General features: G+C 40.9%; 13 protein-coding genes. 2 read left to right on the top strand and 11 right to left on the bottom strand.

Annotated features, from left to right (window positions below; translation table 11 throughout):
• Positions 1-62: 62 nt before the first annotated feature.
• Positions 63-401, bottom strand: coding sequence for a nitrogen regulatory protein P-II (glnB, locus tag ACHA99_RS01745; RefSeq protein ID WP_028760911.1), 339 nt, complete (start codon positions 399-401; stop codon positions 63-65).
• Positions 402-642: 241 nt separating this feature from the next.
• Here glnB and ACHA99_RS01750 point away from each other — a divergent pair, with 241 nt between their 5' ends.
• On the top strand, positions 643-1,155 hold the full coding sequence (locus ACHA99_RS01750) for a GspH/FimT family pseudopilin (RefSeq protein ID WP_393940692.1): 513 nt from the start codon (positions 643-645) through the stop codon (positions 1,153-1,155).
• A 166-nt stretch (positions 1,156-1,321) separates the two neighbouring features.
• Positions 1,322-1,822: a GspH/FimT family pseudopilin gene (locus tag ACHA99_RS01755; protein WP_393940694.1), complete on the top strand. Its 501-nt coding sequence runs from the start codon at positions 1,322-1,324 to the stop codon at positions 1,820-1,822.
• A gap of 17 nt (positions 1,823-1,839) precedes the next feature.
• Here the strand turns inward: ACHA99_RS01755 and ACHA99_RS01760 are convergent, their stop codons facing one another.
• From ACHA99_RS01760 to ileS, 10 genes are all read right to left on the bottom strand, one after another.
• Positions 1,840-2,142 carry a TapY2 family type IVa secretion system protein gene (locus tag ACHA99_RS01760; protein ID WP_393940696.1) on the bottom strand — a complete coding sequence of 101 codons (303 nt, stop codon included), beginning with the start codon at positions 2,140-2,142 and terminating at the stop codon, positions 1,840-1,842.
• The gene (locus tag ACHA99_RS01765) at positions 2,139-2,531 is read right to left on the bottom strand and encodes a type IV pilin protein (RefSeq protein ID WP_393940698.1); all 393 of its coding nucleotides are present in this window, start codon (positions 2,529-2,531) and stop codon (positions 2,139-2,141) included. Before ACHA99_RS01765 ends, ACHA99_RS01760 begins: the two co-directional genes overlap by 4 nt.
• A 10-nt stretch (positions 2,532-2,541) precedes the next feature.
• Positions 2,542-6,021, bottom strand: a complete 3,480-nt coding sequence (locus ACHA99_RS01770) for a pilus assembly protein (protein ID WP_393940720.1) — start codon at positions 6,019-6,021, stop codon at positions 2,542-2,544.
• Positions 6,021-6,461: a PilX N-terminal domain-containing pilus assembly protein gene (locus tag ACHA99_RS01775; protein ID WP_063883424.1), complete on the bottom strand. Its 441-nt coding sequence runs from the start codon at positions 6,459-6,461 to the stop codon at positions 6,021-6,023. Before ACHA99_RS01775 ends, ACHA99_RS01770 begins: the two co-directional genes overlap by 1 nt.
• Positions 6,462-6,508: 47 nt before the next feature.
• Positions 6,509-7,498: a PilW family protein gene (locus tag ACHA99_RS01780; RefSeq protein ID WP_393940699.1), complete on the bottom strand. Its 990-nt coding sequence runs from the start codon at positions 7,496-7,498 to the stop codon at positions 6,509-6,511.
• Entirely contained in the window at positions 7,499-8,050 is a 552-nt protein-coding gene (gene pilV / locus ACHA99_RS01785) for a type IV pilus modification protein PilV (RefSeq protein ID WP_393940701.1), read from the bottom strand. It abuts the gene before it with no gap.
• A gap of 207 nt (positions 8,051-8,257) precedes the next feature.
• Positions 8,258-9,214, bottom strand: coding sequence for a 4-hydroxy-3-methylbut-2-enyl diphosphate reductase (gene ispH, locus ACHA99_RS01790; RefSeq protein WP_028760920.1), 957 nt, complete (start codon positions 9,212-9,214; stop codon positions 8,258-8,260).
• Position 9,215: 1 nt separating this feature from the next.
• Entirely contained in the window at positions 9,216-9,638 is a 423-nt protein-coding gene (gene fkpB / locus ACHA99_RS01795; protein WP_028760921.1) for an FKBP-type peptidyl-prolyl cis-trans isomerase, read from the bottom strand.
• Complete coding sequence (gene lspA / locus ACHA99_RS01800; protein ID WP_028760922.1) at positions 9,635-10,150, bottom strand: signal peptidase II; 516 nt, start codon at positions 10,148-10,150, stop codon at positions 9,635-9,637. The genes fkpB and lspA overlap by 4 nt, the downstream gene beginning before the upstream one ends.
• 9 nt (positions 10,151-10,159) lie before the next feature.
• Positions 10,160-12,982, bottom strand: a complete 2,823-nt coding sequence (gene ileS / locus ACHA99_RS01805) for an isoleucine--tRNA ligase (protein ID WP_393940704.1) — start codon at positions 12,980-12,982, stop codon at positions 10,160-10,162.
• Between the last annotated feature and the right edge of the window lie 2 nt (positions 12,983-12,984).

Here is a 12,984-nt window from a genome sequence, read left to right on the forward strand (position 1 = left end):
TTTCCATATGCTTAGGCAACAAAAAAGGGCCACTAGGCCCTTTAGAATCGTTCGTAAGCAGTTTATACCGCTTCTTCGTTTTCTTCACCCGTTCGAATACGGATAACACGTTCAACATCTGTGACAAAAATTTTGCCATCACCAATTTTGCCAGTACGGGCCGTTTCAACAATGACATCAATTGCTTGGTCGAGCAGATCGTCTTGGATCACTAACTCTATTTTTACTTTTGGCAAAAAATCCACCATATATTCGGCACCACGATACAGCTCTGTATGCCCTTTCTGACGACCAAAACCCTTAACCTCCAGTACCGTCATCCCAGTGATACCAATTTCTGCAAGTGATTCGCGCACATCATCTAACTTAAATGGCTTAATAATGGCTTCAACTTTTTTCATTAAAAATTCCTCATCCCTTGCAATAACATAAACAAACAGAATAACACTAGCTTACACGGGGTTACGTCAATATTGAAGTGAATGTAGTGCTTTACTCATAAAACACAGTTTCTATAAAATCGCTTTTAGCACATAAAAGTCTAAAAAAAGTACTATGAATATTGCCTCAGATTTTATACTTACATTCTAACCAGCACTAACTCGCTCGCGGGATGCAAGCGTAAAACAACAAGGATCTGTTATGAACTTCCATCGAAAAGGCTTTAGCCTGATAGAACTTATGACTTCACTTTCCATCTTAACGATCTTACTTACAGGCGGAATACCATCCTTAACTGATTTTTATACTCAATATAGAGCTGATAGCAGCATACGCATCATCCAACAAACGCTGCAATTTGCACGCAACCAAGCAATTACCCTTAACAGAACAGTGACAGCATGTGCTGTTATCGATGAAAAATGCGTACAAAATTGGCAAGTTGGACTAACAGTATTCATTGACACTAACAGTAATAACCAACTAGATGACAGCGATAAAATACTCTATAAGATAAATGCTTTTGATTCAAAAGACACAGTTAAATACAATCGTACGGCAATCCGGTTTCAGCCTGACGGGCTGGCATCTGGTACAAATGGAACGCTCAAATATTGTCCATCATCAGCCACAAGCCCTTATTCTAGAGCTGTTATTGTTAATCAAGCAGGACGGGTTCGTCTATCAAAAAGCAGCAATATAAATTGCTCATAGTCGAATAAAAGGAAAATGATTAAATTAGACTACCCCTTTAAAAAAATCGCAAGTAACATATCTTTCTAAAAGTCAAAAGATTGATTGTAAAATGACTTATCTATTTATGCTGAAACTAGCTACGTTCTTGCTTATACTTTACTAAGAATAAACGAGGATGGTTGATATGTGCAAAAAAAAGCAGGGTTTCACATTAGTAGAACTGATGGTAACTATTACAGTTGCAGCAATATTATTAACCATCGGCGTACCTTCACTAATATCTATGTACGAAGGTTTCAGAACGAATAGTAACGTTGATAAAATTCACGGAATTATTGTTTTTGCACGCAATCAAGCTATAAACTATGGTGTGACGGTTAATATCTGCCCATATGCAAGCGGTTCAGCATGTGGAACAAACTGGAATAGTGGTATCAAGGTGTATATTGGAACAACCAAGGTTCTACGTTCGATTGATAGTTTTAATTCAAATGATAAAATTAAAGGACCTGAAAAGATTACAGGTAATAAGAATGATGCCTACATAACTTTTTCTCCGGATGGACTTTCTTCCGGTGGAATCATAGTCTATTGCCCTAGTGGAAAAACATCAGGATCAAAAAGTATAAATATATTGACATCAGGAGTCATAAAATTAGGAGTAGATGACTTAGGCTGCTCATAAAATTTATCAATTGTACACTATTTTGAAGTATGCATGTCTAGCTCCTTTGCCTTACTTGAACTAAAATACTTATCAACAGGCACGCATTCATCAACCTGTTTAACAAAATATTTCTTACCTATTTTGTCTGACAGTTGTTTGGCTGGCAACGCTTGCATTTGACGGTTTGCATCCTTTTCCTTCCACTTAAAAAATACTACATACTCATCTCCATATGATGATTTTACATAGCATTTATAATCTTGAGTTACTTCAGCAACAGCATCAAGATTAAATCCAACTAATACAAAAAAAAACAAACCGTAAATGAACTTACTCATTTCCAACACTCCTCTGAAGGTCCTTTGACTCCTGCATCAGTCAATGTAATAGTTTTACACGTTGACTCTCGAGATGCTTGAGCCCCTTGAGCTGTTGCTGTAATTATAATACTTGTCGTTCCATCTGATGCGACACTATAGTGCCCATGCTCAGTTATAAATGGATTCGCCGACAAACCTAAATCTTCCATATCCTCCGTATAAACACGATTATCTAAATAATATTGCTCTTGTAAATTAGCGATTTTCATTACCGCAGCAACCCCTTCAGTACGTGCACTTTTAGTCACATACTGAATATATGATGGATATGCAATAGAAGATAGAATGCCAATGATGACAACCGTTACCATGACTTCTATCAGAGTAAAACCTTTATATAATTTCATTTTTCTTCTATCAGTTGTCGTTTATATGATAATAAATTTTATTTACTCCTAATCCAGCCCCAACATTAATCGTACCAGAATATTCACCATCCTTACGCTTTTCACCTTTGCCTACACCAATGATATAAATATATGGTTCTTCACCAGTCTTTGGTGCAGGAATAACGATCTGAGGTGTATCAGGCACCCGCTCACCTAGTTCATAGTAAATGCTAGTTAGAGTTCGAGTTCCTTTATGTAAATCGAACACATAGAGCCGTCCCAAACCGGAAACGGTACATATAGTGTCAGATACTGACTGCGACGGTGGGACAAAAGATGTAAAATAGATTTTTCCATCGACAATTAGACCTGCGGTTAAACTCTTTTCGCCAGCAGTAGAAAAACCATAATACCACCCTAATTTTTTGCCAAATTGAATATTTTCAGTTTCCGTTGATGGCGCAGCACTAGTAACATTGTATAAATCACTTAGAGTGATTGTACTAGGTACAGGATTATCACTATTGTTATAACTTTTAGTAATAACATTACGATCCTGAAGAATATAATACATATCTTCGGTTGACTTAGACAATGGCGTAGGTCTATTACCGCTCCCTATTGCAATTGCATCATAAGGTACATTCTGATAATTCTTAGTAGTCGTAGTCGAACCATCAGAATTAACTACCGAAACTTCGGAAATATTACTAAATAAAGTTTGTGCGACGACTGGCTCTGCAAAAAAACGTCGGTCAGAAACTAAATTGCCACCTAAAGAAGCAAACTTATATGCTGTCCATTTCGAGGTATCTGTACCTGGTAAATCCATACGCCATACATTACCACCAGTATCCGTTGCATAAATGCGGTCAGAAACACCATCGTTATTACTATCTAAAACCGCAACTGAGTTTGGAATACTATCACTTATTCCTGGCAATAATGTAACTCCATCACCTGCAGAGGAACCGAATGTATGTAATAAAGTTCCCGATTCAGCATCAACAATATAAACACTCCTCCCAAGAGGCGAAGTGGCTGGTGTTGAATCATAGCTAGTATCATAGCCACCACCAAAAATGAGTACGGGTTTATCATGACCAGGAATGGACGTAATTATTGGCTCTGCCCAGGTTTGTCCAAGTTCAGAGAATCCCGCAACATCAGGATTAATTATCCACATTAAGCTAGGAGTATCTGGCGAAGTTACATTTAACGCATAGTAGGATGAACCGCCCCTCCTCATGCCCGAGAAGATCCAAGCGGCAGTTGGTTTCTCACCACCCGTACCACTTTTTACATATGCCACAGGTGATGCGTCCATACCGTAAACATAGTGGCCACTAGATAAATTTTCTCGTAGCTTAGGAGCATTTGGTAACAGTTCATATGGCATAAATGCCCATGATTCATCAACACTGGTACCTGAATCCTTGAACATGTGTAACAAACCATGGTTAGTGCCTAAGATAACTCTAACATCAGGGACTTTATTAGTACCAAGATTTATTGCTAAAGGCTTAGAATGTAATGGGTCGCCCATCATATCTTTACGTTTGTCAGTAGTACTACCATCCCCATTTTCGTCATCTACATCTAGTCCATATATCCATTTAAACGTAGAGTCAAGTTCTGCTTCATCAATACTCATATAAGTAGCTAAATCAGCATAACTTCCATTGGCAGCATTAGCGATACTAAGCTCCTCAAGGCCATTGCCGCTAGCAGTATTACTGTAAATGACCCTATTATCAATTTTTTCAAACGTTTGCAAGACACCACCAACTTCAACTTGGTTACCATCAGCTCCTTTGCTACAGTCTGTCCAATATGTACAAGCTGTTTTTTTAATATTGCCATTATCACCTATGGCAACATTTCCTCCCGCATCAACTAATGTACCACTTGAAGTCACTTTTAATTTTTTAAGATTACCAATCCATCTAGGACCCTTCCCTGGCAAAAACATAGCATAATATGCAGAATCAAAAGTCTGAGTGCGGTCAAAATTATTACTGGCAATGCTAGGAGAAGTAAAACTTGAATCGATCTCGAGAATAGAACTCAATGCATCAGATAATGCATTAGTTAATTGTAAACTATCCTGAGCAGCAAAATATTTGCCACCTCCTCGTTTTGCTGTTTCGATTAAAAGAGGGGCGGCATCATCAGCACCTGAGCTAAATCCAATCGTAAAAGTACGAACATTTTGATTTGGATTATCTCCATTTGCATCGGTTTTATTTACCAAATCATTTTGATACATATAACTAGCTAGTGCAGGAAGATAACTACCATCCTTGGTGGAATAATCCCCTAAAGGGCTTCCTCCAGCTGTAAGATCTTTCACGTAGGTATTCGCATTACTATCATTTGTAGGAGCACCATCGGTTACATAAATCACATATGCAACATCAGTACAAATTTTCAGAGGAGAACTATATTTCGAGTCAGATTCAATACTCGCATCCCAGCTAGGGGTACTGGTATCCTTGTGTCCATATTTGACAGCCCCACCAGAAAAATACTGATAAGCCTCGACTAAAGTTTCACACAATGGCGTCCAAGTATCAGGATATAGCTGATCAATTTTTGTAATAAGGTTACTACGAGCCTCGATACCTGGCGTAGTGCCCGGGCTCATATCACGAATACCTGAAACTATTCTGCCGCCATCCTTATTGCTACCACTGGAGTTATCATTAAAAACGGCCAATCCGAAATCAACAGAAGGCGTAGTCTTAATGACATCAGTAATTGCTTTCTTAGCAATATCAATACGCTTTTTAGATACTATAGGTATAGTTCCATTCTTAATTAGCTTATACCATAAAAGATAGTTTTCAGTGTAAAGGGTAACCGAACCGCCTTTACCTATATTCGTTTTTTTAGCAGTGGCTATCGCGGAGTTCCAGCTATTATCTGATGGGCTTGAAACATGATTATAAGGAGTACTTTTACCATCCTTCGGAAAACCAGAGTTACCATAATCACTGGAGTTAATAGGATCTGCGACCGCTATATCCTCCCAGCAATCAACATATCTAGTTTTACTTAAATTTTGATTAGTTCTAAGATCATTCCAATTTTTAGAATAATGTTCACTAACATGGCCTTTAAAAAAACCATACTCAGCTAAAGGTGTCCAGCTTTGATGGCACCCATTGTATTTACTATAAAAACGCTTATCCGAATCTAACAACGACTCAAGATCAGTGCTATAACTTGTTGAAAAATAGATAATATTTTTAATACCAGTCCCCGAGTAATCGGTCGAAGGATTATAGTCTGAATTGTAGTCGGCTGGAGGAACATAATCTGGATCTGGGACATTCTCCCATGTATCCATACTACCTGAGTTGTCGAATATAATAAGCACTTTGGGGCGAGCGCCTGCATCAGTGGCAGTTTCAAAAACATAAAGCTCAGTGTCATCACCATGAGTTAGACTTGATATTCCTATCAAAACAAATACACAAATGAAGGTCAGTATTTTGAACATGATCAACTCCCAGTAAGCACTTCTTGCTCAATACCAGCGACAACACTCAGTTGGCCTAATTTATCTCTGCCGAATGAAGCATTGCTGCTAATCTCTACACGTCGGCAACTAATCAAGTTAGTAGCACTTGCCTTAGTGCTACGCTGACAACTTACATCTTGAATTGTGCCATCTTTAGGCATTGGAGTTAAAACTTGCTTGCTCCCAAGAGTGCTCGTCACGCTTGTGACTGCAACCATATTTGCCAACGTAGCTCCTTTATTACTTGCTATAGCTTCATCAAGTCCACCACTAGCGATTGCCTGAGCTTCAATTCGCTCAGCTCCAGCTCCCGCCATACGTAACGATTGAGTAGAATTAACAGCTAAAGCTACGCCAATGACAGTCATAATAAGTAGTACTATCAAAGTAAAAAAGAGCACTATTCCTTTCTGTTTCTTCATTGCATAGCCTCAAATCAACTTATATTCTAATTTCTAATTTCTAATTTCTAATTTCTAATTAGTATCGGATTCTCTAATACTACTGTTGTAGAGAGTACTTTCCGTCTAAAATGGTCTTCCTTAACAGGAATTTTAGTATTAGTATCTTTGTCGCCCAGCCGATACTTAGTAACATTTATATAACTTTTATCTTCTTGTGTTGATCTAACCAAAAGATATACCTTCAATGCTACAAGGCGCTGAAACTCTTGATTATCCCACATTAAAGAAGTGACCTCGTCAGCAGACAAAAATGTATCAGGAGTATCGTCGCCATCATTATCGAATCCATATAAAATTCGCATATTTTCAATGCCTTCGACTAGCTGATCTTCATTAGACATGCCGTTTCCAGTCGTCAACGTTCTACGCCTTAGAATCGGAATACCATCAGCATCATCCTTTATATAATAAATGTGGTGTTGAAACTCCCAAATTCGTGCGTTTTTCAATATAGGAACCGCACCTGCACCGCTAAAAAAGACAGCTTCACTAGATGTTGCAGAGACATAATAATATGTTGATTTAATATCTTTTGCCTCTACAGATGGCCCTACGAGTCTTTTTATCTGTATTACATCAGTATTAATTTTAACGTCTGTTAGACAGGTAAAAGATGGACCACTACTAACATTTTCATAACCCCATAATCGCCTAAAATGTGCAGGCTGATTATTTGGTAAACTAAGATTATTTATGCCATCACCAATACAATCATTCACTACTGCAGTACCAGGAGAAATAGTGGCATTTGATCCAATAACAAAATCTGTCCCCGTAATATCTCCCATAAATCCTAACTGACTTAGATCTCTCTCCAAAATAGCCAATGCTACTCTGCCATTTTCTTGTAACTGATTATATTGACTAGTTGTCGTGATATTAGAAGATGACATCCCAAACATTGCAAATACACCAGTTGTTAAAAATAGCCCAATAACCATAGCTACCATTAACTCTACGAGTGACATTCCCTTTTGATAGCTATAACGGCACATTTAAATAATCACCGTTTTAATTGAAAATACACGACGTCTTTTATCTACGGTAGCAGAGCCACAACTTAACGAGCCAATACCATCAGAAGTCGCCCTAATTCCTCTCCAAGTAACAATAACATTCACTGTGTTTGTCGCTATGGTAATACAAGCTACTGGAGCTTCAAGCCCTCCCACTTTCTTACTCCCAACGACTTCAGCTGCACCAAATAACGATTGCTCCCACTCATATCTATCCCATTTGACAGCTTGGGCTGGTGTACATAAATTCCCACCAATACAGTTGAGTGAAGGCGATGTTTCAGCTCCCTTATATGTACCTGCATATGCTGCTAATTGAGTACTATTCAATTTCATCCGGTTAATCATATCATTTGCCAAGTAAGAGGCTTGTGTTTCTTGGAAAGACTCGTAGCTGCCACGCTTTGCAACAATATGCAGATTAAAAATGCCAATTAAGCCAATGACTAAGATCACTAACGCAACAAGCACTTCAATTAATGAGAAGCCCCGTTGAAATTCCCTTTGTGTCAACCTTTCGATTTTAGTCATATTTTTGACAAGCTTTTCAGCTATTTACCTTTAAAAATCTTAGTATTACGATAAAAACTACCAACAGTTAATAATAGATGAGTAAAATGTAAGTAGCCAGTAACATTAGCACATAAGCATTGACATCATTATGCTTTGAATGAATTTGAGACAATAAAAAAGAGGCTTATAGCCTCTTTTTTATTAACGATTAAACAGTACACAGATTTAACGTAATTCGGCTGGCACAGCAAAAACAGTGTCTTCTTTACGTCCTTCAACTTCAGTCACAACACTAGGGGCAAGTTTAGCGATTGCTTGAACCACTTGTTGGACTAAGACCTCGGGGGCTGAAGCTCCTGCGGTGACGGCTACACGTGTAACATTATCAAACCAACTAGACTCAACATCATCTGCAGTATCCACTAGATAAGACTGAGTTCCTGTTTTCAATGCTAGCTCGCGTAAACGATTAGAGTTAGAGCTGTTCTTTGAGCCAACAACAATCAACAAATCAACGTCTGCAGATAAATTGCGTACCGCATCTTGACGATTCTGCGTTGCATAACAAATATCGTCTTTTCGCGGACCTTCTATAGAGGGAAACCTTTTCTGTAACGCAACAATAATGTCCAAAGTATCATCTACAGACAAAGTAGTTTGTGTCACGAAGCAGAGATTATTGGGATCGCGCACTTCCAAAGCTTCAACATCAGCAGGCGATTCAATCAGATAAACGCCACCATTAGGATTATCGTATTGACCCATAGTACCCTCGACTTCAGGGTGCCCTTCATGGCCAATCAGGATGCACTCAATACCTTTGCGGCTGGCACGCGTCACCTGAAGATGTACTTTAGTCACTAAAGGACACGTCGCATCAAAGACTCTCAGCCCTCTCGCCTTAGCTTCTTGTCTCACCGCTTGAGATACACCATGGGCACTGAAGATAACAATGTTGTTATCCGGCACTTGATCTAACTCTTCGACAAAAACCGCACCGCGATCCTTCAGATTCTGCACGACATAGCGGTTATGCACGACTTCATGGCGAACATAAATAGGCGGCGAAAATAATTCCAACGCCCGTTCAACAATACTGATAGCACGATCAACACCCGCACAGAAACCTCGCGGGTTAGCGAGCATAATGTTTAAACTTGGGCTAGTAGGATCGAGTTTCATCTTAAAATACCTTTACTACGTCCAGTTCAAAAGTGATCTTGTGTCCTGCCAGAGGATGATTAAGATCGACTGTGATGGAATCACCCGCAACATCACGGACAATACCTGGGATCTCACTACCACCAGGGCCTGCAAAACTCACAATCACGCCAGCCTCTAAACTCATGTCAGCCGGAAAACGGCTTCGATCTAGATAATGGATAGCATCAGGATTGGATTCGCCAAAGGCATCAATCGCTTCAAGCGTGAAACTGTGCTTATCACCTTCAGCAAGCGTCACCAGCTGCGCCTCAAATGCAGGACTTAAAGTACCATCACCCACATTTAATCGAGCCGGTTTACCCGAGGCTTTAGTGCTATCGGCAGTTGAGCCATCAGCAAGCACAATGTTCATGTGGCATAATAATGAACGTGTCACAGTCACTTTTTAACCCCTTCAGCGCTATCAGCTTCAGACTTATCGCTTACAAATGCATCCCAAATAATCAGCACTGCACCGACACAAATAGCAGCGTCGGCAATATTGAATGCTGGATAATGGCTCTTATTCCAGAAGAAATCGATAAAATCAACCACGAAACCATGCATCAATCGATCGACTAAATTACCTAAAGCACCACCAATCACTAAGGTGTAAGCTAGATTCAGTTTCCACAAAGAAGACGATTGCTTACGCAACCACACAGTTAATAACGTACTGAATCCAATCGCAACAATCGTAAACAGCCAGCGCTGCCAACCTCCGGCTTCACTTAAAAAACTAAAAGCTGCACCATAGTTACGTACATAAGTGAAATTAAAGAAGGGCAATAATTTCACTGATTCATACAAATCAAAATTGGCTAAGACCCATTGCTTAGATAGCTGATCGGCTAAAAACACCAATACAGCTACCCAATACCAACGTAAGCCACTGTCTTTCCAAGTTAATGGCATACAGATCCTTTACGCAAACTGACGAACTTCGCCGTCACCTTCAATATTGGTTACGCAGCGAGTACAAAGTGTTGGGTGAGCCTCAATAGTACCAACCTCTTCTCTGTGGTGCCAACAACGCTCACACTTTTCGGCAGTGCTTGAAGCAACCACTAATTTCAATGATGCCAACTCAGTCTCAACCGCTTCCAATGTCGCATCGGCTAAAGGCAATACTTTGGCTTCAGAAGTCAACAACACAAATCTCAGCTCATCGCCGATATGGGTTAATTGCTCAGTCAAGGTAGCATCCGCAAACAAGGTCACTTCAGCTTCTAATGAGCCACCGATACGTTTGTCGCGGCGAGCTTGTTCAATCACTTTGTTGACTTCATTACGCACGGTTAGCAACTGCTGCCAATAGTCATCGCTCAAATCAGTCGCTAAGGTGACTGATTTCAAGCCTTGATACCATTCTTGGGTAAAGACATAAGCATCACGCTCGCCAGGCAGTAATTGCCATACTTCGTCAGCAGTGAAGCTTAGAATTGGCGCAATCCAACGCACCATGGCCTCAGAGATCAGATACAGCGCCGATTGACAACTACGGCGTGCATGGCCTTCTTGCTTAGCCGTATATTGGCGATCTTTAATGATATCCAAATAGAAACTGCCTAACTCAACCGAGCAGAACTGCATCAGTTTTTGAGTCACTATATGGAAGTTATATTGATCATAGGCTTCGATGATTTCCTGTTGTAGCGCAGCGGCACGGCGAACAACCCAACGATCTAACGCCACCATATCTTCAACGGCCACTAAATCCTTAGCGGGCTCGAAACCGTTTAAGTTGGCTAATAAGAAACGCGCAGTGTTGCGAATACGACGATAGGCATCGGCACTGCGATTTAAGATTTCGTCTGAAACCGTCATCTCACCGCTGTAATCTGTTGCCGCAACCCATAAACGCAGAATGTCGGCGCCTAATTTGTTGGTTACCGTTTGTGGTGCAATCACGTTACCAATAGATTTTGACATCTTACGGCCTTTACCATCAACGGTAAAACCGTGGGTAAGCACTTGCTTATACGGTGCTTTGCCATTCATTGCGGTTGAAATCATCAAAGATGACATAAACCAACCGCGATGTTGATCGCTACCTTCAAGATACAAGTCAACCCCGTGTCCGTGGAATTCAGGACGTGCGGCTACCACTGATGAGAAGGTTGAGCCAGAGTCATACCAAACGTCCAAAGTATCAGTGACTTTACGGTATTGTTCCGCTTCATCACCCAGCAATTCTGCGGTATCAAGATCCCACCAAGCTTGGATACCCTGCTGTTCGATACGATTCGCCACGCGTTCCATCAGCGACACGCTATCAGGGTGTAACTCTTCGGTTTCTCGGTTCACAAACAGCGTGATAGGCACACCCCAAGTACGTTGGCGTGAGATACACCAGTCAGGGCGGTTTTCAACCATTTTTTCGATACGACTTTGACCCCAATCAGGGATCCATTGGGTTTGTTCGATTTCTTTCAATGCTTGCGTGCGTAGGCCGTGGTTATCCATAGATATGAACCACTGCGGTGTCGCACGGAAGATGATCGGTGTTTTGTGGCGCCAGCAATGTGGGTAGCTGTGACGGTAAGCCACGTGATTCAGCAAGGCACCTTTTTCTCTCAGCAAAGCTACGACGTTATCGTTAGCTTTAAAAACATGTTGCCCAGCAAAATACTCAGTATCAGGCTTGTATACACCGTTGTCGCCAACAGGGTTTGCGACTTCTAAGCCGTACTTTTGACCAACAACAAAGTCGTCTTGACCGTGACCTGGGGCAGTATGAACGATACCGGTACCCGCATCAGTAGTGACGTGATCACCTAAAATTGCAGGCACATCAAAATCCAAGAACGGGTGATTAAAGCGGACAAGCTCAAGCGCGGCGCCTTTGGTTGTACCAAGCACAGTATGGCTTTCGATGTTATAGCGAGTCAGGCAAGATTCAACCAAGACTTCAGCTAAAATAAGCGCTTGCGTCACACCGTCTTTTTCGAATTCGACTAAGCTGTAATCCAGCTCAGGACTCAAAGACAAGGCGCGGTTCGCTGGTAGCGTCCATGGCGTGGTCGTCCAAATTACCATAGAGACAGGATGTGAGTAATCGCTTACCCCAAACTTAGCCGCAACGGCTTTACTGTCAGCGGCGACAAACGCCACATCGATTGCGGGTGATGTCTTATCTTCATATTCGACTTCGGCTTCGGCTAACGCTGAACCACAGTCGGTACACCAATGCACAGGTTTGACGCCTTTATGCAAGTGACCACTCTCAATCACTTTCGATAAAGAACGAACAATATTAGCTTCCGTCGAAAAATCCATTGTTAAGTACGGATTTTGCCAATCACCCAACACACCTAAACGGATAAAGTCTTCACGTTGGCCGTTAACTTGCTCTGCAGCGTATTTACGGCATTCTTCACGGAATTCTGCTGCAGAGATTTTTTGACCTGGCTTACCCACTTTTTGCTCAACTTTCAGCTCAATAGGCAAACCATGGCAATCCCAACCTGGTACATAAGGCGCGTCAAAACCAGACATGGTTTTTGACTTAACAATAATGTCCTTGAGGATTTTATTAACTGAGTGACCAATATGAATACTGCCATTCGCATACGGTGGGCCGTCATGCAAAATGAAGGGAGTACGGCCAATTCGGCTATCACGGATCTGTTGATACAAACCGTCTTTTGTCCAGCGCTCTAACATCTCTGGCTCGCGATTTGCCAAATTACCACGCATCGGAAACTCTGTTTCCGGCAAATTCAAAGTAAATTTATAGTCGCTCATTG

This window comes from Shewanella sp. S23-S33, assembly GCF_043359565.1.
Classification (GTDB): Bacteria; Pseudomonadota; Gammaproteobacteria; order Enterobacterales; family Shewanellaceae; genus Shewanella; species Shewanella oncorhynchi.